This is a genomic window from Bradyrhizobium sp. 170 (assembly GCF_023101085.1).
Lineage (GTDB): Bacteria > Pseudomonadota > Alphaproteobacteria > Rhizobiales > Xanthobacteraceae > Bradyrhizobium.
Genome location: NZ_CP064703.1, coordinates 2,746,292 through 2,768,075, shown reverse-complemented (window position 1 = coordinate 2,768,075; position 21,784 = coordinate 2,746,292). Strand labels below are relative to the sequence as shown.

Here is a 21,784-nt window from a genome sequence, read left to right as displayed (position 1 = left end):
GGTCTCCTTTTGGTGTCAGGCGCGAAGCAGCAGCGGGGCGACGTAGTCGAAGGCGAAGGCGGCGATCACGAGCACGGTCGCGATCCAGAGCGCGAGCTGGACGAGACGGTTGGAAATGGGGCGCGCGCAAGCGGCGCCCTCGGCGCAGGCTCGCCGCGGCTTCCAGTAGACGAGATAGAAGCCGTAACCGAGAAGGCCTGCGGTTGCGGCGACGAAGATCGGTTTGTAGGGTGCAAGCGCCGTTAGATTGCCAATCCAGGCACCACCAATGCCGAGGCTGAACAGGATCAGCGGCACGATGCAGCAGGACGAGGCGGCGAGCGCGCCGAAAATGCCGCCAACGGCGATCAGACGCTGCCGTCCGACCTCGCCGCGCTCGGACGCGGAGGGATCCGCCGCACGAGGCGCCATGCTTGCCGTTCCGGATCGCGATGCGACCATGTCCACTCTCTCTTTCCTTGTCGAAATCCTATGCGTGCCGTACCATGAGGTCTGTAGTCGCTACAGGGTCAAGAGGGATTTTGGGATGCGCGATCACGCCGTGGTGAAGGGCCTGCAGCGAGCCGAGCTCGCCCAACGGACGGGGTGCAACCTGGAGACCGTGCGCTATTACGAGAAGGTCGGTCTTCTGCCCGAACCGCCGCGCACGGCTGGCGGCTATCGCAGCTACGACACCTCGCATGAGCGGCGCCTTCGCTTCGTGTTGCGCGCGCGCGAGCTCGGCTTCTCCCTCGATGAAATCCGTGAGCTGCTGCGTCTCGTCGACGAGCGCGACCAGCCCTGTGCCGAGGCGCGCGCCGTCGCCGCCGCACACCTTGAGGACGTGCAGGCGAAGATCGCCGATCTGAAGCGCATGGAGCGGGTGCTCAAGAAGGTTGTCGCGCAATGTGCTGACGGCACGTTGCCGGAATGCCCGCTGATCGAGACGCTGTTCCGGGAGGGTGCGGTCAACTGATCGCACCCGGTGGATCCCTTGAAACGGCCCCGCTGAGGGGCGCCTACGCGGCGCCCTTGACTTCGTGCCGATGAGCATTGGCTTGCCGGGCGTGCATCCAGTCGGCGATCTCTTGTGCCTTGCTCGCTGCGGTGAAGATGGCGCGCTTGTCGGAGCGCAGCACTTCGAGCCAGGAGGCGATGTAGCGGGCGTGGTCGGGTCGCGGCTCGACACTGAGGTTGAGATCGGCGCAGATCATGGCGCTGAGAAGTTCGACCGTGCATTCTTCCATGGCGTAGGCGGCCGAGCCGAATCGTCCGGAGAGATCGCGGTCGAGGCGATGCTTGGCACCCGAGGCGTGTCCGCATTCGTGGAGTAGCACGGCGTAGTAGGCAATCGCATCACGGAAGCAGGCGAAGTCCGGCATCTGCACGCAGTCCTTCGATGGGATGTAGCAGGCCTGCGATCCGCCGTGGCGAATATCGATGCCAAGGGCGGCGCAGAACCGCTCGGCATGCTCGATCCGCTCGGCTGCCGGCAGCAGCGCCATCTCGTGCGGCGTGTATCCGTCGACCTGGGCGCAGTTGAAGACGGTGTAGCCGCGGGCGAACATGCGCCGCGAGGGCTCATCGTGATTGTCGTCGCCGTCCTGACGATCGGCGCCGCCGTCGTCGCGATCGCTCATCTTCCAGAACACGACGAGGTGGCCGCGCTCGCCCTTGCGAACCTGAGCGTCGAGTTCGCGCCATTGGCGATAGGTGCCCCAGATGCCGGCGGGATAGCCGGCCGCATGCGCCGCAGCCCAAAGGGTGATTACGTTGACACCGCGATAGGTCTTGCGTGAGGCAACATTGACGGGTGTGGTGATGGCCGATCCGTCGTGATGCCAGGGCATCCGGTGCTCGCCGGCGCCGGCCTCGACGGCGGCGATGATCTGGTTGGTGACGCGCTCGTAGATATCGTTGACGGTCCGGGCCTGGCTGTTGCGATCGGTGGTCATGGGTGCCTCCTGTGCTCGCCCTCTCCGTCGAGGGCGAAGCGGCAGGGGCAGACGCGGCGAGCCGGGCCGTCACACCCTGTTCTCGGTTACTGGTGCGGAACAGGGTTGACGGGCCGGCAGCGTCTGCCACAACCGAGCCCCTGCCTCGACGGGCGAGCACAGGAGACGTCGGCCATGACCGATGGCCGCAGGACCGGCCGGCGGTGAGGATATTGCGTGGCTCTCAGCCAGCGCCGTCTCGCGGCGAGCGCCGCAGCGGAACGACCTTGGCCTCATTCGATCGCGCCAGTTCATCCTGCAAGGCGGCAATCACCTCGTCACGCTCGGCAACCTGCAACGTCAGCACCTGGATGTGCTGCGCGAGCGTGCGGGTGAGCGCGCGCAGTTCGGCCATCTCGGCACCGCGCACGGCCCGGAGCTCGGCTTCGATGGAGCGGACGCGATCCTTCAGTGCTTGAGGAGATGATCGCCGGTGGCGCGCTTCGGCAGCACGAAACTCGGCGAGAAGATCGACCGCGCGGTTCGCTGTTGCCCGGCTGACGCCGGCCTCGCGCGCCAGATTGGAGACGGTGAGCGCGCCGTCGGTGCGTTCGGGCCGACCGTCGACCAGTCGCGCCATTGCCGCCCTCAATGCCGCCTCGCTCCTCGGACCCAGGCTGGTCATGCATCACCATCCATCAGAGGTGCGATCAGCCGACGTTTGCGTTCGTTGTCACGCGTAATGGCCACCCGCTGCAGGGACGACAGGTGCCGATGCTCAAGCAAGGCCTCGCCTTCAGCGATTGAGGCCTGCCACGGCTCGCGATGGCGTGCGGTCAAGCAGGCATTCGGGCAGCGATCGGGGCTGCATCGTGATAAGGCGGGCGCCGTTCGTTCGGCGTCGGATGGGTCTCTAAGGCAGAGCGCAGTTGCGGCATCGAAAAGGCAATCATTGAGGAAGCCGACATGTAAGGTCCGGCCGAGATGGGCGAGCATGGTGCGCAGTCGCTTGCGATCCATGATGCGGCCCGGGAGATCGCCAAGCTCGTTCTGCACCCGCGCGAACTCGCGTCGCAACCGCGTGGCACCAGGTCCCGCCGGACCTTCATGACGAAGAAACGCTTCGTAATGAGCAACGATGTCGTCGAGCTGGCCAAGCGCGCGTTCGCGTTCGACGGCGAGGCGGAAGTCGGCCTGCGCCGAGCCCGCATAGCCTTCGAACATGACGACTGAGGCGTGCTTATACTGGATTTTGCCGGCGACGGTGCCGAACGGCCGGTTGGCGATGTACCACGCGACCGTGCGGCGCAGTTGCCGAGTGGTGAACTTCCAGGGCTCACCCCCGATCCGCGGAATTGCCGGCGTGTCGGCGGAGCGCGCATCCAGCCCGTCGCGAAACAGATTGAGCGTGATCGCCGCACCCATGCCGAGATGATCGTTGCTCCAGGGCCAATCCTTCAGCGCTACCCATAAGGACGACAATCCCTTCTCGCGGCGATTACGTGCAGAGAGAGCCTCCATGACCGCGACGGCACGAGCGACCGGCTCGATCGTAATCCAGTCAGCCGTCGCGCCGCGCGCGCCTTGACGTTTGTAGACGGTGCTGCGCACCCGGTAGCGTTCGACCAGGCCGTCGGCGCTACGCACCGCTGAAACGCAGCCCGGCTGCATGGCTTGCACCTCGCTGTCGCGCATGCCGGTGAGATAGGCGCAGACCAAATAGCAGGCGCCTTGCAGCATCCGCTCCTCGCGGGCGAGGCTTAATCCGTCGAAGCGCTCACGCCACGGCAAGCCCGTGTCGGGATCAATCGAAATTGGCGTATCGAGACCGCCGATCTCGGTTCCCAGTTCAGCAGCCGCGGCGTCGATCAACTGTGCAGTCGGTTCGGACTGGCTGACGCGCCCGCTCTCGGGAGCGCCGACATGCAGCCGCATCAGATGGAGGTTGTAGGGAGGAATCTCGCGGCCGGTCAGCGGATCGATCCGGCGGGCGGCGTTGGGCGCCCGCTCCCAGATCGGCACGCCTCGGCCTGCGGCCCGGCGCGCGTCGAGCCACTTTGCCACACGGGCGCGGTAGGTCTTGGCAACGGCTCGACCCGTCCGGGCGTCGCGCGCCATCAATCGAGCGCAGCGATCCTCCATGGCATTGAGTTCTGCGCGCGCCGCCAGAATGTCCGGCGCGTAGACCTCGATGTACTTGAGCGACCAGCGAAGCATGGCGCCGATGATTGGCTCGGGAATGCGCGGCGTGGCATTCTCGGCGGGTGTGGGTGGACGTCCCGCAACGTGGTGCGCCGCGCGCCCGCGCCACGGAAGAATACCGATGCCGCCGCCCGTCAACCACGGCGATAGATGATACAGATCGATCGGCAATTCGACATACTTCACCGTCTCGTTGGGCGTTCGCCGCCCGCCGTCGCGGGCGTGCACCAGATAGGCATCGAGCAGCGCCTGATCGATCCGGCTCAGATCGACGGCACCGATCCTTGTGCTGAGAAACGCCGCGAAATGCTGGATGTAGCGCAGCAAGCGGATCGCCGAGGTCGCACCACACGGCGCGCGGTATCCCGGCACATGGATGCGCAAACGGGCGATCACATACTCCTTCGCCAGCCGCCGCGTCACAGGATCGGCGATGCGGGCGAAGTTCAGCCGATAATTGCTGTAGCGGGCGTTCACGCGGAAGATGGTGGCGCCCAAATCCCAGTGATCGTCACCGAAACGGGGAAGCTGCGCGCGGTCGATATCCTCCCTGACCGTGACGCCGGCGAGGACAGGCTCGTCGTCACTATAGATGGCGGATGGCAGCGACGCCCGCGCCGGCAGCGTGATCGGCGTCGGCATCACGGTGCTCCCGCTTCAGGTGGCAGGTAAATAAGCGCCGGGTCTGAAGCCGCGACCTGACGCGCCTGTTCGATCTCGGCATCGCTGAAGCGGGGCAGGATCTGATCGGCGATCCGTCCGTGAACGCGTCCGAACTTCGTCGTCCAGTCAGGTTCGGTGAGCGTCTGCCTTTGCGCGCGGATGAAGGTAAGGAACGACAAGAGCGCGGGCAGCTTGCGGGCAGTAATCACCGCATTGCTGCATTCCAGGCATCCCCAGAACGGTGACGGACAGGCTTCGCCGTCGGCCGCGAACGGGCTCTTGTAGAAGCCGCCGCAACTGGCGAGCCAGACGTCTTGCTCGCCGCTCAACAGGGCGTTGACGGCAGACGCTCCCGAGACCGGCAGATCAACGGCGTCGTCGGGATCGGCTCGAAGGGCCGCCTCCTGCTCCGATGACAGGACGTGCGGATGCCGAGCGGCGTCGAGCGCATCGGTCATGGCGTCGGCAATGGTCGCTTCGTGGAGATGGCGAAGCGCGGGAATGTCGGCGTAGTGATTGGCCGCGACCGCGATGCTGTGCCCGACCGCGAAGCGGTCGAGCTGGCCGCCGGTTCGGCGATACCATGCCGCCTTATGGGTCTTGCGCAGGCGGGTCAGGTTGAGGCGGAGCGGCCGGCCGTGCTCGTCGAGGATGCCATGCCGTCCGATCCATGAGGCGATGACTTCCTTCATGCTTAGGACGCGTGGGGTCAGGCGGCCCCAGGCGAAATGAGCCCACAGCGAGTGCACGCCGAGCCGGTGTCTGGTGCCTTCCGTCCAGTGCAGCACCTTCCGGATCAGCCCGCCGGGCGTCGACGATCCGCCATCGCGGACGCGCAGTCGCTTCCACTCGGCGCCGCGCGCCCGCCGCTTGCAGTACTCGATCTCGACATAGCCGCCGGATGGGTTCTTCAGGCAATCCGACCGCAATCCCTTGATGGCTTCGACCTCGAGACCAGTCTCGAGCGAAATGAGAACAACAAGCGGCACGAGGTCGGTGGCCAGCAGATGCCTGCAGCCATGGAGATCGTAGATCAGGCGATCGTTCGGCAAACCGCACTCCCGGCGGAGCGTATAGAGCCGTTTGAAGAGCGGATGCCGGTGCCCGATGACGCCCTCCGCATCGATCGCTGCCATGGCCGCTTCGTGTGCTGCTGCCAGAGCGCTGCTCCGATCGGCATCGTCGTGCGCCGGAAGGCGCTCGACCGCGGCAAAGCGATGCATGATCGCGCTGAGGTCTGCGCGTGCTGCGCTTCGCAATGCCGAAGCAACATCATCGCCATAGGCATCGCGCGGTTGGGCGCGCACGCCCGGCCGATCACTCGTGTACATCAGCCGCCGCGACGCATCAGGTGGCAGTTGCCGCGGCGACGCCGCATCCGCCAGCCGGAGCAGATTGAGCACTTTGCTCATCCGGTGCAGCCGATGATTGGGGTGCAGGCCGCTCTCTTCCATCCAGGCGTCGAAACCGTCGATGCACGCGGCATCGATGTCCGATAGACGCGTTACGCGATGAGTGCCGGCGTCGAGACAGCGCCAGAACATCTTGAGCGCATTGGCGTAGGCAGCGGCCGTCGAGATCGAGCCTGCCGGGCCGCCAACCTGGCAGGCGCGCCAAAGCGCACCCGCAAGCGTCCGCGCCAATGCTCTGCGACCGCCCAGTATCGTCAGGTCGATGGTCATGGTGCGGTCCGCGAGGGTGACAGGGAAGCGGAGCGATGCGATCGCCGCAGCAGCTTCCTCCTCGGGATCGGGCAGCGTCTCGGGAAAGAGGGCACGGCGGCCGGGCCGCCGCGCCGATGTGGTCATGGCGGCGGTCATTGCGCATCACCGGCCGTATCTTGGGCCCAGCGATCCGCGGCCGTGTCGACCAGTTCCTGCGCTTCGGCCAAGCTGTCGAGATAGATGTAGGTGCTGGTCACGCTCGCGTGCCCCAGCAGATGCTGCAGCTTCTGCAGCGGATCGCCGAGAATCCGGCGATAGGCCGCGCCGTGCCGATCCTGCGGATCGAACACCGCGCCGATCTGCTCGCGGATCAGCATGGAAAGCATGTTGACGGCGAAGGTATGCCGCAACGTATGGGGCGATACGTTGACGTCGATGCCGAAACGATGGCAGCGCGCGCAAGCCCGCCGAAAAGCGGCTTCCCAAGTGGCCGCAGGCAAGGGCCGGCCGCCTTCGGTCAACCAAAGCAAGGCGTGTTGTGCTTTGCCCGGTGTGCCGATCAGCACACGCCGTCGCTCGCCCGGCGTGAGCCGGTCGAGCCGGACCCGCTTGCCCGCCGCGGCGACGATCTTCCCACCCTCCGGCGCCAACCAGAGCGGATTGGTGACCGCAGGCTCCGATCGGGCGGATGAGACAGCGCGCTCGAGATCGATGTAGTCGTTGATCAGCGCCAGCACGCGACGGGGAATGCGAACACGGCGCGGCCGTCCGCCCTTGGCGACCGCGCCTGGCAGATCGAATACGACCGAGCGTGATCCGGCTTCTGTCGCACGAGGAAGATCGGCCAGAAGCAGGCTACCGCCTTCGGTCAGCCGCAGTCCGGTCGTGACCAACAGCTCTGCGAAGAGCGCATTCCGTTCGCCATTGCGGCCACGCCACGTCGGATCGTCGGTGCCGTCGGGCAAGCGCCCTCTCAGCCCCACGTCCCTGAAGAGCAAATAGCGGCCGAGATCGACGTAACGCATATCGTGCAGCCGTGGCGCGCGCTCGCGCGCCCGGTTCGTCGTAACGGCCAGCATAGCGCGCGTACCAACTGCCCTGCGGAGGGTGACGCCATAGCTGAAGGGCGAGGTCGCGATGATCCCTTCTTCGACGGCCCACCGATGAAAGGCCAGCACATCGTGGCGGTCCGCCTGCCAGACCGTCTTGCCGCCGCGCCGCTCGCTGAGAAAACGCGCCCAGACGAGAATGTCCCGGGCGTAGGAGCGCCATGTGTTCGGCGACCGCGCCCCCATGCCCGGACAGGCGCGGAAGAATCGATTGAGATGGAGATCGTAGCTGCCGTCATCCATCAGGATGAAAGGCATGCCGTCGATCAACCCAGCGCGCTCGGCGCTGCCAAGCGCGGCGGGCGCAATGATCCTTACGAGGCCATCAATGGAAAGCGGGCGAGAAACAGCGTCAACGTTTGTAAAATACAACTGCACGCGCGATACCTAAGCGGAGCGCCTTCGGCGCAACTTCATTGTTTAGAATGCGAGGGGTTCCCCTCGCGCTCTCCCGCTCGCCGCGTGGCAGGGGTGCAGGACTTCGCCTGCACCCATAGACAAGTTTGTGGAGTCGCCGCCGCGTCAAGCGTTGTCCTCGCTTACGCTGCGGGAACGCTTGACCCGGACGTCTGAAGAGCTTCATCGGACCAGTCCGTGATGCGGCTCCATGCCTGATTCTGAGACAGGATCACAGAGTCAGGATAACGCGACCAGTTCCTCGCGCGCGTAGGATTTGGAGCCGAACGAGCCCGAGAGATCCCGACCAAGCCGGGGAGCCGCTCCGCTCCAGTGCGAGAGTTCGTGAAACGCGGTCCGATGCCAATTGATCGGCTCAAAGTAAGCCGCCGGCGGCGGGACCTGCACGAAATCGCCGCTCGTATTATAGTAGGCGCGCGCGCCGCCGATGCGGAAGTCGGCACCGGTCGCGGCAATCAAAGCTTCAGCCTGCGGTTCGATCTGGTCCGGTGGGGACGGGACTACCGAGCCAGCGACGTCCTCGGGCAAATCGCATTGGTCGGTGTTGAAGAGAGTGAAACGCTTGAGGAACGGGATCGTGCCCGGCTCTTCCCCGGTCTCCGCGGCATGCTGGCGCTCACCCTGGGGAACGAAGCGATCGGCATAGACGACGGTGGTTCCCCGCTCTCCCTTCCTGACATGGCCGCCGAGCCCGAGCGCCTGACGAAAGGTCAGCCAGCTCTGGCCGGAGAAGCCGTGTTCAATGACGGCGCCCCACAGAATCAGCACGTTAATTCCAGAGTAGCCGCGCTGCGTCGAAGCATTGCGCGGCATGGCGAGCGGCGCCTTGATCGCCGCCGTCCCCCATGGCTGCACCCATGGGATGCGGCCGGCCTCCAGTTCGGCGATGATCTTGTCGGTGATTTCGGTGTAAAGGCTGGCCCGATCCTGACCGGCGCGCGCGTATGATTTCTGGCTGAACATCGCGGTTCTCCGCGACGGGCGCCGGAAGCCTCTCTCCCGACCACTCGACCCGTCACGAACCCGGTCTGCCCTCTCACTCTCAATCTCGATGACGGGCGCACTGCGCCGGAAAAGAAGCTGAAGGCTCGGTAGATTTCGAACCGGATGCACCCACGTATCTCGGTCGGTCTGGACGCGCTGCTGCTCCAAATGCCGATGGTTGTGACGGCGCGCCCAAGCTCGCGCGAGGGCTCACGCGTGTGATTAACGGGGCTGATGTGGCGGGTCGGGTCAGGAAGCTTTGCGCGCGAGGTGCGGAGGTCCCGTCATCAACATAGAAGAGAAGTGTATGGGCGGCGCGAAAGCGGAGACCACTCACGGGTCGCGAGACCCGGCTAAAAAAGGCACCCGCAGGAGGGTCAGCATAGCGCCGACGCGTAGCGGCGGGACCCGGGACCGAGTGCAGTCGCGAGACCGGTTAAAAAGGCACCCGAGCGCGGGGCAGTGATAGCGACGCCGGAATGAAATGACGGCGGGACCCGAGAGCGAGTGCCTCCGGCGAGCGACTCGTTATTCTGCGCGAGGGATCGAAGCCGCATGGCCGAGACGCTGCGCGGCTCGGTTCACGAGAGCCCGGTGCGGCGACAGCCGCACGCGCAAAGACGAGAAGCAGCAACAACGTGAGCTCGGGAAATGCGGATATCCTCACGAGCGCTTTTTTGCGGGTGATAGATCCGGATCTGACCATCGGAAACGCTTCTTCAGTTCTCCGCCGACTCAAGCACCCTTGCCGGGTGGCAAACTCGGCCTTAACAACCACAAGTGTGTTTCGGCGTGGGGTTTGGACGCCTATCGGCGCCGGGGTCGTTCCCACATCAATAAAGTCAAGACTTTAGATCCGCACGTGCGGCGATTGAGGGGTCAACTTCGATCAGCATTCACACTATGGGGCACCTGGGGTGTTTCCAGGAGAATGTAATGCCCGACCAATGTTCCGAGCTCGTCGAGATTTCGAAGCTCAATGGCGATTTCAGGAGAAACTACGGCAAGGTATTGGGCGCCATTCTCTATCTGATCTGCGCTCCGTCAGTGCCGCACGCGGACGTTCCTGGTTTTGGGCCGGCTTGGTTTCCTTCGCTTGTTCGGTCGCGTTGGCTTGGCTGGCGCGGCATGGCTGGACGAAGTGAACCTCGCTTTGATGTTCCGAATAAGTTCGTTCACAGTGTCTACGCGAACGGCCTTGTGGCGGGCCAATGCGCCGTCTGAAAGCGTTAGATAAGGCTTCGCAGTGTCTGCTGCGGGCAACAGCACATAGTCTTGAACCACCTTGTTGGCCTCCTTCAGCCGCAAGAAAACACACAGCCTGGTTCGTTCCTTTCTCAGGTGGGCTCTCCACAGAGCAACATGATTTGGGGTCCTCCGCGCCATTCGCCGGACGACCTGAAACGAGATGATCTTGCTGTTTCCGTGCCGTGCGAGCCCTACACCATCGTCGGTGAGATTCAACCGAATCCCGAGATCGGTCCTCAGCGCCTCCGCAACCTGCCCTGCCAGCTTTGACAAAAGCTCGGACCAATGATCTCGCACGTCAAACCATTCGCAGTCACGGGATCCTTGATAACCGATAAGCGCGTAAGCTTTTCGTAGTGAGCCAAAATGCTTGATGTAGCATGCGACAGAAGGGAGTCCGGGCGCATTTTTAATGATGCGGGTCGTGAGTTTTCCTTTGCGACCGAGCGTCAGGCGGAGTCTGCGCAGCATCTGGTCTTCTGGAATCGAGATGTACCGTTCAGCCATGATCTTCTGAGCACGTGCAAAGAGATCCTGGTCGATCACCGGCGACACTACTCCTGGGCTACGAATCCACAAATTATCGGGATTGTTTACTTGCGTCTGGCCGAGACGGCGGGTCGTTCGGTTGTAAACGAGATTGCCGATATAGTTCTCATTTCTGAGAATAGAATGGACCATGATGTAGGTCCAGGGTCGCCCATGGTGACTGGCGATGTTTCCGCGATTGAGCTGCCGTGCGATTTCGACGTCGGTCTTTCGCTCTAAGACGAATTGCTGGAATATCCATCTGACGACCGCAATCTCTTCGTCAGACCCCAGCCGAAGCCGCACACGGTCCGTTTTCAAGGCCTTGTACTCGCCCTTCGCCAGCCGACCTTTGGAGCGTTTCTCCTCATCGACCATCTCTCTGCCGAGCCCGAACGTGAGCGAGCCACCAACGCGATAGCCAAGGCTCGCTATTCGGCAGTGGCCGGCGTGCACCTTGACGCCAAGCTCCCGGCTGAACTCAGCCGCCATTACGCGCTTGATGTTCTTTAAGATGCTCGACAGAAGGCTTCCGTCGTTTTCGAATTGTTCAGCGCAATAGGCGACCTTGACGCCGCTTCGCTTGCAGACAAACTCATAATGCGCGCTTTCATCGACATCCTGGAAGCGTCCCCATCGGCTGACGTCATAGACCAGAATGTGCTCAAAGTCCGTGTTTCCTGATTGAACATCCTTGATGAGTTCGGCAAGGGCCGGCCGCCGGTTGATTCTCACTCCGCTGCGCCCTTCGTCGACATAAGTCCGAACGATGGTAAGGTTTCGTTGCTGCGCGTATGCCGCGATAGCGGCCGCCTGGTTCTGGGTCGAATAGCGCTGAAGATCGGTGGACATTCGAACATATTGCGCCGCGCGAAGAGCCTTCAGGGCTTTTGCCAGTTGCGTATTGCGGCGGATGACGAGCGCATTGACCATGGACTTACCTCGATCACTCGGCTCGCGGGTAATCCAATCCTCGAACCGACTTCAGTGCAAGGGCCGCCGGTTCAAGCTGGCAGAGCCGTAGGCATTGGAAATCCCGCCGAGTTGGCCGATTCTGCCGCGGCAAGGGCGAACGAGCCCGAACGATAAACACTTGAAGAGACCGCTGACCTTCGCTCGTGGGTGCCGCTACAGAAACTAGCCCCGCGCGCGCCGCAGCGCGGCTTCCAATCGCTCCTTCTCCTTATCCCAGCGGGCTTTTTCGGCTTGCGATCTCTTCTCGATAGCCTCGACCTCGGCCTGAATGGCGGCGGCCTGCTTCGCGTGCTCCTGCTCGGCCTTGTCCAACGCAGCCTGCGCCTTGTTGATGGCCTGCTGCCGGCGTTCACGGTCCTTCTGCCTGGCGGCCTCTTCGGTCGCCCGTTCAAGCTCGCGGCTCCTCCGTTCCCGTTCGTAGTCGAAAGCGGCCTTTCGTTCCGCAACCTTATCGACGGGGCGAGAGGAAGGCTTCTTCGCCTTTGGGCCTTTCGACTTGCGGGCGGCTTTCGTTGGTCCACCGCCGCCAAGATGAGTGGGCAGTTCGGCATGCTCGCTGAAAGATCCGTCGGATCCGACCGGGCGCCTGAGAACGACGCCGGGCTTTGCCATGGCCGCCGCGATAACGTCCGGATCGTCGCTTTCCTTCGCCGCGCCCTGGTGGAAGAGATTGCTGTCGGCGCCCCACGCTTCCAGAGCCGCTTTCATGGAGGGAGCGGCCATCGCCAGATCGAAGAAGCCCAGCGAGGTCTGGTAGGTCTTCAGTTTTCTCGCCATGAGACGCTTCCCCGCACCGCCCACTGACCGCTGCCATGCGATCAGCCGTGCTGTCTACCTCGTGAGCAGAGAACTTTCAAAGCGGGCGCGCAGAGCGCCCGCCCGGGCAATATCTCGATGCATCCGGAGTGTCGGAGCGAAGCTTTCTGTGAACCCACCGCAAAGATACCTTAAGCCGACTTCCGCTGCGGTTTGGCCGCCAGCTTCTTCGCCGCGGTCTCCTTGGCCGATTTCTTGCCGGCAATCGGCATCAGCATTTCCTTCTGCCCGGCCGCCGCCTTGCGCGCCTTCTTGGCTGGCTTCTTCGACGCCTCTGTCGCTGCCGCCGCGCCTCCTCCGATGCTCTTGCGCAGCGCGTCCATCAAATCGACGACGTTCTCGCCGCGGGGACGCGCTTTCGCGGTGATCGGTTTGCCGGCGCGCTTCTGGTTGATGAGATCGATAAGGGCGGTTTCGTACTGGTCCTCGAACTTGTCCGGCTCGAAGTGTCCCGCCTTCTGGTTGACGATGTGCCTGGCGAGATCAAGCATGTCCTTGGTGACTTTGACGTCCTGAATATCGTCGAAATATTCGTCCGCAGAACGCACCTCGTAGGGGTAGCGCAGCAGCGTTCCCATCAGGCCCTTGCCGAGCGGATCGAGCGCGATGATGTGCTCCCGATTGGTCAGCACCACGCGCCCGATCGCAACCTTGTTCATCTCTCGGATGGTCTCGCGGATGACGGCGAAGGCGTCATGTCCGACCTTGCCGTCCGGCACCAGGTAGTAGGGGCGGATCAGATATCGCGGATCGATCTCGCTGCGGTCGACGAACTCGTCGATCTCGATCGTTCGCGTCGATTCCAGCGCGACGTTCTCGAGCTCTTCCTTCGTCACCTCGATGAAGGTGTCGGTGTCGACCTTGTACCCCTTGACGATGTCCTCGTTGGCGACCTCCTCGCCGGTGTCGGCATCGACCTTGGCGTACTTGATGCGGTGGCCGGTCTTCCGGTTGAGCTGGTTGAAGGAGACCTTCTCGGATTCCGACGTGGCCGGATAGAGCGCTACCGGACAGGTGACGAGGGAAAGGCGCAGGAAGCCTTTCCAGTTAGCGCGGGGGGCCATAGGCGGGGAACTCCAATACTGATGCTGGATCCAAGACGAGTGGCTCGGCTTGGTTCCGACATCGCGACCTTTCCAACAGGAGGATTTTTCACGGAGGAGCCTCGATCGGACTCGACTTATGTTCTCTTTATGTTCTAATTCGGAATGTCCGACCGACCCGCGAGCTGGCGCATGCCGACCCCAAAGCAGATGGAAAAGCTGGCCGCTGAAGCCGTCCGCAGTCGGGCCCCCTCCGCTGCGGCTCCGGATGCGCCCCTCCCGGCCGAATACTGGGAATCGGTCCTCAAAGACCCTCGCGCCGATGCGACCGGAGCCCAGATGCGGCAGCGATGTCTTTCGGAAATTCAGCGCCACATCCTGCGCGTCTCCTGCCGTCGCTGCGAGCGGACCGTCGAAATCCAGACCGCCGATGCAGTCCGATTGTATGGCGGCAATGCGGTCTGGAAGGACGTCGCGCAGCGACTGCTCGACAACACCTGCCAGCAGCGCACCGGAAGACATGAAGAAGACGGGTGCTGGCCGGGATTTGACATGACCTAGCCTGCACCGCGAGTTTGGTCTGCGCTTGGATGTCCGGATGGCGCCAAAACATCACCCCACGCCGCTGTCAGGCGGGGACCGAAAGGCTCTGACGAAGGAATTGGGGAAAGCACGCGCGATGACCGGCATTCTGGCTGCGCAATCAGCCGAGATGCGAGCCAAGGGCGCTGCGCTGATCCAGCAGGCCGATAGGTTGCTCTGTGAAAGCTGGAACGAGCGGATGTGGAGCGATGGCGAACCGATCGACCCTTCGCCAACAATTGACCAGGCTATTAACGGCGGCTTTCCCTGGCTGGAAATCCAGTGTTCACGGTGCAAGACCCCGAACGATGTCGATCTGGCAGCCCTCAAGCACCCGCCGACCACTTTCGTGCACGATCTTGCAAGCCGTCTGCGCTGCCGCAAGTGCGCCAAGGCCGGGCGGCGCCCCTCCGCGACCTTGCTCCAGCTTGGTTGGCAGCCGCGCCACCCCCGAGCGGAGGTCTAGGTTGCGATCACAGCAGGAATCATTGACCGTCGTTTCTTCCAACCATGAACGGACGCCCAAGGTGCAGACGGCAACCGCCTACCTCGAAGCCCTCAATCCCGAGCAGCGGCGTGCGGTTGAGCACGACCCCGCGGGTGGATTGGCGGCGCCACCGCTGCTGGTGATCGCAGGAGCTGGGTCCGGAAAGACCAACACCCTCGCCCATCGGGTCGCCCATCTGATCGTTCAGGGCGCCGACCCGCGCCGGATTCTGCTGATGACGTTCTCCCGCCGCGCTGCCTCCGAGATGACCAAGCGCGTTGAACGCATCGCGCGCAAGGTGTTGGGCGACAACGCCGGGATCATGACCGACGCGCTGACCTGGGCCGGCACCTACCACGGCATCGGCGCCCGCCTGCTGCGCGAGTATGCCGAACAGATCGGCTTGGACCCGGCCTTTACGATTCACGACCGCGAAGACTCAGCCGACCTCATGAACCTGGTCAGGCATGAAAAGGGATTCTCCAAGACCCAAAGTCGCTTCCCGACCAAAGGCACCTGCCTTTCCATCTATTCGCGCTGCGTCAACGCTGAGACGCCGATCGAGCAGATTATCGGCACGTCGTATCCATGGTGCGCCGGATGGGCGGCGGAGCTTAAGGAACTGTTCGCGGCCTATGTCGAAGCCAAGCAGAAGCAGAACGTTCTCGATTACGACGATCTCCTTCTCTACTGGGCGCAGATGGTCGGCGACGCTGGCCCCGCCGATGACATCGGCGGCCGCTTCGACCACGTCCTGGTCGACGAGTATCAGGACACGAACCGCCTGCAGTCCTCCATCCTGCTGGCGCTCAAGCCCGGAGGGCGAGGCCTGACGGTTGTCGGCGACGACGCCCAATCGATCTACTCGTTCCGTGCCGCGACCGTGCGTAACATCCTCGACTTTCCCGACCAATTCTCGCCGCCCGCCAGCATCATCACGCTCGACCGCAATTATCGCTCGACGCAGACAATTCTCGCCGCCGCCAACGGCGTCATCGGTCTCGCCAAGGAACGCTTCACCAAGAACCTCTGGACCGAGCGGACGTCCGGAGCCAAGCCGCAACTCGTCACCGTCCGCGACGAGGCCGACCAGGCCCGCTTTATCGTCGAGCGCATCCTGGAGAATCGCGAGTCCGGCACGCTCCTCAAAGAGCAGGCCGTGCTGTTCCGGACATCCAGCCACAGCGGTCCGCTTGAAATCGAACTGACGCGCCGGAACATCCCGTTCGTGAAGTTTGGCGGACTGAAGTTTCTCGACGCCGCCCACATCAAGGACATGCTCGCGTTGCTGCGGTTCGTCGAAAATCCGCGCGATCGTGTCGCGGGCTTCCGTCTGCTGCATCTTTTGCCCGGCATCGGTTCCGCAACCGCGCAGCGTGTGCTCGATCGTATGGCGGAGGCCGCCGACCCGATCGCGGCGCTCGCGGGCATACCGACGCCGCCGCGCGCGGGCGACGACTGGAAGGGCTTCGTCGAGACCTTGGGCAATCTCCGATATTCGGAATGGCCCGTCGATCTGGAGCGGGCTCGCTTGTGGTATGAACCACATCTCGATCGCATCCATGAAGACGCCGAGACCCGGCGGGCTGATTTGCTCCAGCTCGAGCAGATCGCCTCCGGATACCCTTCGCGCGAACGCTTTCTGACCGAGCTCACGCTGGATCCGCCCGACGCGACCAGCGATCAAGCCGGCGTGCCGCTGCTCGACGAGGACTACCTGATCCTGTCCACGATCCACTCCGCCAAGGGACAAGAGTGGAAGTCGGTCTATCTGCTCAACGCCGTCGATGGCTGCATGCCTTCTGACCTCGGTGCCGGCACCTCGGCCGAGATCGAGGAGGAGCGTCGCCTGCTCTACGTCGCCATGACCCGCGCCAAGGACGACCTCCATCTGGTCATACCGCAGCGCTTCTTTGTTCACGGCCAGCACGCGCAGGGCGATCGCCATCTCTATGCCTCCAGGACGCGCTTTATCCCCGAGAAGCTGCTCGGACTGTTCGAGCGCACGTCATGGCCTCTTGTGCCCGCCGGTACCGGGGCGCGCCCCGCCGGCCAAGGACCCAAAGTCGATATAGGCGCCCGCATGCGGGGAATGTGGCGGTAGTCGGGAGATGCCGAAATGAGATTACTCGCCGCAATGGTCGCCGCATTTGTTTGTTCGCCAGCGATAGCGGCGGACTACCTGGGAAGGGTTCTAGCCGTGTCGGACGGAGACACCTTCACCATGGAAGCCGATGGCGCCAAGGTACGCGTGAGGATCTGCGGAATCGACGCCCCCGAACGCGGGCAAGCCGGTTACGGACAGGCTGCCGGCGCCTTGTCGAACATGATCGAGGGCAAGACGGTCCATTGCCTACAAGTGGGTGAAGGCACCGTCTGCGACGGGCGGTCCCGACCTACCAGCCGGGACCGCATCGTGGCACAGTGCTTCCTCGACAAGGTCGACATCGCAGAACAAATGACCAGGTCCGGCACCGCGTGCGACTGGCCCAAATTCTCCGGCGGCAGGTACAAGACCAGCGACACCACCTGCTCGCGCAAATAGGATTCGACGCCGTTCAAGGGCCGTTCGTGCGGCCGTCCAAGCAGAACGAGACCCCCGTGTGCAATCTCTATTATGCCGATCTCCGTATTATGCCGCGCCGATGCGCATTCCCGAGGACAGGGGCGCAATCTCGGCGCGGCATGTCGGCATAATCAGAGCGCCTCGAGGAATGCGAGCAGCTTGTCGCCGGGGCGAGAGTGGCCGGGCTTTGCCATCGCCCGTCACAGCAAGAATCTGTTTGTGCGCCGGTTGGCGATCAAGAGCCGGTTGTCTCCCCGCTGGGCGTGGCGCGGAGGGCGAATATTTCCTTGGCTGCGAACAGGCCGTTGAGCGCGGCCGGGAAGCCGGCATAGACGGCCATCTGCATGATGACCTCGGTGATCTCTTCACGGCTCAGGCCGACGTTCAGGCCAGCCTCGATGTGAACCTTGAGCTGAGGGCTGGCATTGCCGAGCGCGGTTAACGCGGCAATGGTCGCGATCTCACGGGCCCGCAGATCGAGGCCGGGGCGGGAATAGATATCGCCGAAGGGGAACTCGATCACATAGCGCGCGAAATCGGGCGCGATGTCCGCCAGCGCCGTGATGACGTTATGCCCAGCCTTGCCGTCAATCTCATCTAGTGCTCGCCGCCCGCGCTCGAGCCGGCTTTCTTGCGGCGAGAAGACCGGTGCGGGGGGTGCGCATGCGGGTTGAGCCTGTGCTTTCGTGGACTGCGTCATGATTTTTGCTCCTTGTTCTCGTGCCGGCGTAGCCAGCAATCTTGGTGTCGAGAACGAGAAGGCACGCTTGCAGTTCGGCAGCGTGGGCACGGACGGCCGCACGGTGGCGCTCCAGAAGCTCGCGACGCTCAGCCTCAGTGCCGACGCCGCGCTCCCGCAGTGCTGCGTAGCGCAGCATGTCCCGGATCGGCATCCCGGTCGTCTTCAGACGGCCGAGAAACTCGATCCAGGTCAGGATCGATGCGTCGTAATCCCGATGGCGCGATTGGTTGCGGTCAGCATAGGGCAGCAGCCCGATCCGCTCATAGTAACGAATCGTATGTGCTGTCAGTCCCGAGCGTTTCGCCAGTTCACCAATCTTCATGAGCACCCTTCTCGATCAACGACGCAACGGAAGCTAGGGGTTCGAGCGCGCTCTAAGTCAAGAGGAAATCGCATCACAGTGATTCGAGCACCAGCACGCTGTCTCCGACGGGGTGGTGCATCGCTGCGATTTGGAACAGGCAAATGGACAAACAAGGTCTGTTCGCCGCTCGGCGAAGTGAGCCTGCCCGGCGACTGCTAAGCTTGAAGCCAATTCATTTTCGGCAGGGGGCAGGGAGGGGGCCGATTATGCCGACCGTTGGCTCAGGACGGCCTCAGGCGGCGGCGATCGCTGCTTTGGAGTCGGCATAATCACAGTGCCTCCAGAAATGCGAGAAGCTTATCATTCGGTCGAAAACGACCGGCAGTAGCTACCGCTGGAGCTGTAGCGGCCAGTGCGCGTTCCTTGATTCCCATATCAGCGTGTAGGTAGATGTGGGTGGTTTCGACCTGCTCATGGCCGAGCCAAAGTGCTATCACCGAAGTCTCAACTCCCGCCCGCAGCAGTCGCATCGCGGCGCTGTGACGCAACACATGCATGCTGATGGTTTTCTGTCCCAACGACGGACAGGCGCGGGTGGCGATCTGAACGTATTTGGCGAGCCGATGTTCGACGGCGTCACGGCTGAGTGACGTCCCCGACTGGGTGACGAAAAGTGGCTCCGCCGGTTGACCAGCGCGCTCAGCGAGCCAAACACGCAGGAGGGCGACCATGCCCGACGTAATCGGTGTGATCCGCAACTTCCGTCCTTTCCCCATGCAACTGACATGCGCGCCAGTGCCGAGATGAACATCGCTGATGCGAAGGCCGATCAATTCTGACGCACGCAGGCCCGTTTGGGCCGCGAGCGTAAGCAGGGTATGGTCGCGCCGCCCGGTCCAGGTCGAGCGGTTGGGTGCGCGGAACAGCGCATCGAGTTCTGGTTCGATCAGGAAAGTGACGAGCCTCCGGTCGAAACGCTTGCGTGGAATGGCAAGCACGCGTTCGATTATGGCGGCATGCTCGGGATGTCGAAACGCTGCGTACCGGAACAGCGAACGGACGGCGGCAAGTCGAGCGTTGCGAGTGCGCGCACTATTCTCCCGCTGCTTCTCAAGATGGTCGAGGAAGGCGCCGATGAGCGGCGCATCAAGATCGTCGATGTCTAGCTTCGATGGTTCGACGTCTTTCCTCGCGGACGCGAAGACCAGCAGCAGCCGCAGCGTGTCCCGGTAGGCCGCAAGTGTATGGGGACTAGCTTGGCGCTGGCAGATGAGGCGTTCCGTGAAGAACGCTTGCAGGGTTGGGGCAAGTGCGGTCATGCGGCACCTCCGAGGTGCCGCTCCAAACGATCACCAACCAGCGTCAGCAACTCCGGCGCAGCTGAGATATACCAGTATGTGCTGACGGGATCGACGTGGCCGAGGTAGGTCGACAGCAACGCGATCCGGTTCCCCGGCTCCCTGCCATCTCGATATCCGTCAAGGATGGTATTGACGGCAAATCCGTGCCGCAGGTCATGCAGCCTCGGACGGCATGAGGCAGAGCGCGGCTTGAGGCCGGCGACATCCACAATTTGACGAAAGACGGGCTGGACGCCCATGTAGCGGAACCTGGTGCCAACCGTAGTGACCAGCAGTGCCGGCGTATTCGACGAGTTTTTCGGACGGTCGTCTCGACGCAGATAATCAACCAGTGCAGCCACGGTGCTCGGATGCAGCGGCAATTGGCGAGACTTGCCGAACTTTGCGTTCCGAATGGTGAGTAGTCCAATGACGGAGTCAAAATCGTCGCGGTCGAGGCCGATCGCTTCCCCAACCCGCATGCCGGTCACTGCAAGCAAAGCGATCAATGTCCGAAATGTCGCCACTCGGTGCGGTGCCCGCAGCGTCCCGGCTGCGGCGATGAGGGCCGCGATATCCGACTCCGAATATAGGTAGGGGGTGGCCCGGCCTTTTTGCTGCACCAGCAAGTGTGTCGGGGGCACCTCGGTCGCGGGGTCGATCCCGCGCAGGTGTTTAGCGAAGCGGCGAACAACGGAAAGCCGGGCAAACGCCCAGGTTCGACCGCGCTTAGGGAGTGTCGCCCAAGCGAGCGCCGCCTCGGTTGTCAGATGGTCTTCGCCACGATCCTCGACGAAGGTGAGAAACTGACCGAGTAGTTTCTCGGCTCGATAGAGCTTAAAGCCGAGGGCGCGGCGAACCGCAAAATAGTCAGCGAGAGCTTTGCGGAGAGCGTTCATGCGATGTCTCCCGGCCAAGGGCGGGCGATCGACCGCAGAGCATCGCGATCGACCTTGGCGTAAATCGATGTCGTAATAGCGTTGCGGTGGCGCAGGAGTTGTCCGATCTCGGGCAGCGATGCACCGCCGCGTAGCATCAGAGTCGCCGCGGTGTGACGCAGCCGGTGAGCATGGATCGGTTCAATGCCGCACCGTTCGCTAGCGTGGCGAACAATCTGCGTTACCGCGCCAGTGGTGAGAGCATGGTGCGGAGCTGTGATCCGTGCAAACACTGTGCGGCCTTGCGTGCTTGCGGGACGGCCGTGACGCAAGTAAGCCGCAATTGCTTCGCCGACATCCGCGGGCAAAGGCAATCGTTCGGTGCGATTGCCCTTGCTGTGAGCAATCACGATCTCGCCGGCTCGCCAATCGATGTGCTCAAGTTGCAGTTTGGCGACTTCGCCTGCCCGCAGGCCCAGGCGAACAAGCATGGTCAGGACCGCGAAGTCACGACAGCCACTTCGGGTGCTGGCGTCGCAGGACGCCAGAAGGCGCTGCACCTGGTCAGAGGCCAATCCCTTCGGCAATCCGGTTAATCGCCGACCGGGAACGGTCGGCACCGCAGACACCAGCGACCGATCGATAGCGCCGTCGACGTAAAGAAAACCGAGTAGTGATCGAAGGGCCGTCACCGTCAGCCCGGCCGTCCCAGGGCTGAGGCGGGAGCACTTTGTCACTACAAAAGAAATGACATCAGCCGCTGTCAGGCTTCGAAGGTCCAGAGCAAGGCCGTCCGGCAAGACCCTGGTTTGAAGGAAGGGACGCATCAGTTCAACATACCTGGACGCTGACGCATCCTTGATGCCACGTTCAAGTATCAAGTAACCTCGGTATCGCGCCAGGGCCGCTTCAAGCACTCCGCTGGCCGGCGGCAACAAAGCCGCAGGTGCGGTCCCAAGACCGCGCAGGTAACCGAGGATCGGCTGCATCGCTCTGATAGAGCGAAGAAAACTGTAACCAGCTTCATGACGGCTGCGCTGAAACCGCTCTACTTCCTTTGCGCATAGTTCCCCTACACCGAGCCCCTCGCTCACAAGCCAATTGCTCAGCTGATTTAGCAGCAACAAATGAAAGCGGGCCTGCTGTGGGCTATAGCCTTGTCGTGTCAGGTGGTCGGCAAACCCGGTCGCGAATGCCGAAAGCGGACCCGAAATCCTAACTCGTGACAGATCAATCAACATCAAAGCCTCCCTTCGATTGGCAAGAGGGAGGCTATACGCGGTAGCCATCAATCGGATTATGCCGACTCCATCGCAGCGATCG

19 protein-coding genes and 1 pseudogene are annotated in these 21,784 nt (G+C 63.0%); 5 read left to right on the top strand and 15 right to left on the bottom strand.

Going from position 1 to position 21,784, the window contains the following annotated elements:
- Positions 1 to 15 precede the first annotated feature (15 nt).
- Positions 16 to 441, bottom strand: coding sequence for a mercuric transporter MerT family protein (locus IVB05_RS12980; RefSeq protein WP_247784756.1), 426 nt, complete (start codon positions 439 to 441; stop codon positions 16 to 18).
- An 85-nt stretch (positions 442 to 526) separates the two neighbouring features.
- Between IVB05_RS12980 and IVB05_RS12975 the strand changes: the two genes are divergently transcribed.
- Positions 527 to 955 (top strand): helix-turn-helix domain-containing protein, encoded by a 429-nt coding sequence (locus IVB05_RS12975; protein ID WP_247784751.1) that lies wholly within the window; start codon positions 527 to 529, stop codon positions 953 to 955.
- Positions 956 to 998: 43 nt separating this feature from the next.
- Here IVB05_RS12975 and IVB05_RS12970 read toward each other — a convergent pair whose 3' ends face one another.
- From IVB05_RS12970 to IVB05_RS12930, 9 genes and pseudogenes are all read right to left on the bottom strand, one after another.
- Complete coding sequence (locus IVB05_RS12970) at positions 999 to 1,934, bottom strand: zincin-like metallopeptidase domain-containing protein (protein ID WP_247784750.1); 936 nt, start codon at positions 1,932 to 1,934, stop codon at positions 999 to 1,001.
- A 223-nt stretch (positions 1,935 to 2,157) separates the two neighbouring features.
- On the bottom strand, positions 2,158 to 2,598 hold the full coding sequence (locus IVB05_RS12965; RefSeq protein ID WP_247784748.1) for a hypothetical protein: 441 nt from the start codon (positions 2,596 to 2,598) through the stop codon (positions 2,158 to 2,160).
- Positions 2,595 to 4,757 (bottom strand): hypothetical protein, encoded by a 2,163-nt coding sequence (locus tag IVB05_RS12960; protein ID WP_247784747.1) that lies wholly within the window; start codon positions 4,755 to 4,757, stop codon positions 2,595 to 2,597. Before IVB05_RS12960 ends, IVB05_RS12965 begins: the two co-directional genes overlap by 4 nt.
- On the bottom strand, positions 4,757 to 6,598 hold the full coding sequence (locus tag IVB05_RS12955; RefSeq protein WP_247784746.1) for a hypothetical protein: 1,842 nt from the start codon (positions 6,596 to 6,598) through the stop codon (positions 4,757 to 4,759). Before IVB05_RS12955 ends, IVB05_RS12960 begins: the two co-directional genes overlap by 1 nt.
- The gene (locus IVB05_RS12950; protein WP_247784745.1) at positions 6,595 to 7,821 is read right to left on the bottom strand and encodes a tyrosine-type recombinase/integrase; all 1,227 of its coding nucleotides are present in this window, start codon (positions 7,819 to 7,821) and stop codon (positions 6,595 to 6,597) included. Before IVB05_RS12950 ends, IVB05_RS12955 begins: the two co-directional genes overlap by 4 nt.
- A 375-nt stretch (positions 7,822 to 8,196) precedes the next feature.
- Positions 8,197 to 8,931, bottom strand: a pseudogene (locus IVB05_RS12945) (ArdC-like ssDNA-binding domain-containing protein); the annotation flags it as partial.
- A 1,065-nt stretch (positions 8,932 to 9,996) separates the two neighbouring features.
- Positions 9,997 to 11,661 (bottom strand): recombinase family protein, encoded by a 1,665-nt coding sequence (locus IVB05_RS12940; RefSeq protein ID WP_247784744.1) that lies wholly within the window; start codon positions 11,659 to 11,661, stop codon positions 9,997 to 9,999.
- Positions 11,662 to 11,865: 204 nt separating this feature from the next.
- Entirely contained in the window at positions 11,866 to 12,480 is a 615-nt protein-coding gene (locus IVB05_RS12935; RefSeq protein ID WP_247784743.1) for a cell envelope biogenesis protein TolA, read from the bottom strand.
- 170 nt (positions 12,481 to 12,650) lie between these two features.
- Positions 12,651 to 13,583 carry a Ku protein gene (locus tag IVB05_RS12930; protein ID WP_247784742.1) on the bottom strand — a complete coding sequence of 311 codons (933 nt, stop codon included), beginning with the start codon at positions 13,581 to 13,583 and terminating at the stop codon, positions 12,651 to 12,653.
- Between the two features lie 144 nt (positions 13,584 to 13,727).
- Here IVB05_RS12930 and IVB05_RS12925 point away from each other — a divergent pair, with 144 nt between their 5' ends.
- From IVB05_RS12925 to IVB05_RS12910, 4 genes are all read left to right on the top strand, one after another.
- Complete coding sequence (locus IVB05_RS12925) at positions 13,728 to 14,123, top strand: hypothetical protein (RefSeq protein ID WP_247784739.1); 396 nt, start codon at positions 13,728 to 13,730, stop codon at positions 14,121 to 14,123.
- Between the two features lie 37 nt (positions 14,124 to 14,160).
- Positions 14,161 to 14,610 (top strand): hypothetical protein, encoded by a 450-nt coding sequence (locus IVB05_RS12920; RefSeq protein ID WP_092514826.1) that lies wholly within the window; start codon positions 14,161 to 14,163, stop codon positions 14,608 to 14,610.
- A 61-nt stretch (positions 14,611 to 14,671) separates the two neighbouring features.
- Positions 14,672 to 16,735, top strand: a complete 2,064-nt coding sequence (locus tag IVB05_RS12915; protein WP_247786671.1) for an ATP-dependent helicase — start codon at positions 14,672 to 14,674, stop codon at positions 16,733 to 16,735.
- A gap of 96 nt (positions 16,736 to 16,831) precedes the next feature.
- A complete protein-coding gene (locus IVB05_RS12910; RefSeq protein WP_247784737.1) occupies positions 16,832 to 17,176 on the top strand; it encodes a thermonuclease family protein in 345 nt (114 codons plus the stop codon).
- Positions 17,177 to 17,432: 256 nt separating this feature from the next.
- Here the strand turns inward: IVB05_RS12910 and IVB05_RS12905 are convergent, their stop codons facing one another.
- The 5 genes from IVB05_RS12905 to IVB05_RS12885 form a co-directional block, all read right to left on the bottom strand.
- Positions 17,433 to 17,897 (bottom strand): carboxymuconolactone decarboxylase family protein, encoded by a 465-nt coding sequence (locus tag IVB05_RS12905; protein ID WP_247779135.1) that lies wholly within the window; start codon positions 17,895 to 17,897, stop codon positions 17,433 to 17,435.
- On the bottom strand, positions 17,791 to 18,261 hold the full coding sequence (locus IVB05_RS12900; RefSeq protein ID WP_247779136.1) for a MerR family transcriptional regulator: 471 nt from the start codon (positions 18,259 to 18,261) through the stop codon (positions 17,791 to 17,793). The genes IVB05_RS12905 and IVB05_RS12900 overlap by 107 nt, the downstream gene beginning before the upstream one ends.
- Positions 18,262 to 18,572: 311 nt before the next feature.
- On the bottom strand, positions 18,573 to 19,562 hold the full coding sequence (locus tag IVB05_RS12895) for a tyrosine-type recombinase/integrase (protein WP_247779137.1): 990 nt from the start codon (positions 19,560 to 19,562) through the stop codon (positions 18,573 to 18,575).
- Positions 19,559 to 20,482 (bottom strand): tyrosine-type recombinase/integrase, encoded by a 924-nt coding sequence (locus tag IVB05_RS12890; protein WP_247779138.1) that lies wholly within the window; start codon positions 20,480 to 20,482, stop codon positions 19,559 to 19,561. The genes IVB05_RS12895 and IVB05_RS12890 overlap by 4 nt, the downstream gene beginning before the upstream one ends.
- Positions 20,479 to 21,702, bottom strand: a complete 1,224-nt coding sequence (locus tag IVB05_RS12885; protein WP_247779139.1) for a site-specific integrase — start codon at positions 21,700 to 21,702, stop codon at positions 20,479 to 20,481. The genes IVB05_RS12890 and IVB05_RS12885 overlap by 4 nt, the downstream gene beginning before the upstream one ends.
- Positions 21,703 to 21,784: the final 82 nt, after the last annotated feature.

Coding starts and splice junctions, on each gene's coding strand:
- IVB05_RS12930 (WP_247784742.1), bottom strand. CDS start 13,583: ATGGCCCCCCGCGCTAACTGGAAAGGCTTCCTGCGCCTTTCCCTCGTC.
- IVB05_RS12965 (WP_247784748.1), bottom strand. CDS start 2,598: ATGACCAGCCTGGGTCCGAGGAGCGAGGCGGCATTGAGGGCGGCAATG.
- IVB05_RS12890 (WP_247779138.1), bottom strand. CDS start 20,482: ATGAACGCTCTCCGCAAAGCTCTCGCTGACTATTTTGCGGTTCGCCGC.
- IVB05_RS12960 (WP_247784747.1), bottom strand. CDS start 4,757: ATGCCGACGCCGATCACGCTGCCGGCGCGGGCGTCGCTGCCATCCGCC.
- IVB05_RS12895 (WP_247779137.1), bottom strand. CDS start 19,562: ATGACCGCACTTGCCCCAACCCTGCAAGCGTTCTTCACGGAACGCCTC.
- IVB05_RS12905 (WP_247779135.1), bottom strand. CDS start 17,897: ATGACGCAGTCCACGAAAGCACAGGCTCAACCCGCATGCGCACCCCCC.
- IVB05_RS12935 (WP_247784743.1), bottom strand. CDS start 12,480: ATGGCGAGAAAACTGAAGACCTACCAGACCTCGCTGGGCTTCTTCGAT.
- IVB05_RS12885 (WP_247779139.1), bottom strand. CDS start 21,702: ATGTTGATTGATCTGTCACGAGTTAGGATTTCGGGTCCGCTTTCGGCA.
- IVB05_RS12900 (WP_247779136.1), bottom strand. CDS start 18,261: ATGAAGATTGGTGAACTGGCGAAACGCTCGGGACTGACAGCACATACG.
- IVB05_RS12925 (WP_247784739.1), top strand. CDS start 13,728: ATGTCCGACCGACCCGCGAGCTGGCGCATGCCGACCCCAAAGCAGATG.
- IVB05_RS12980 (WP_247784756.1), bottom strand. CDS start 441: ATGGTCGCATCGCGATCCGGAACGGCAAGCATGGCGCCTCGTGCGGCG.
- IVB05_RS12970 (WP_247784750.1), bottom strand. CDS start 1,934: ATGACCACCGATCGCAACAGCCAGGCCCGGACCGTCAACGATATCTAC.
- IVB05_RS12940 (WP_247784744.1), bottom strand. CDS start 11,661: ATGGTCAATGCGCTCGTCATCCGCCGCAATACGCAACTGGCAAAAGCC.
- IVB05_RS12920 (WP_092514826.1), top strand. CDS start 14,161: ATGGCGCCAAAACATCACCCCACGCCGCTGTCAGGCGGGGACCGAAAG.
- IVB05_RS12975 (WP_247784751.1), top strand. CDS start 527: ATGCGCGATCACGCCGTGGTGAAGGGCCTGCAGCGAGCCGAGCTCGCC.
- IVB05_RS12955 (WP_247784746.1), bottom strand. CDS start 6,598: ATGACCGCCGCCATGACCACATCGGCGCGGCGGCCCGGCCGCCGTGCC.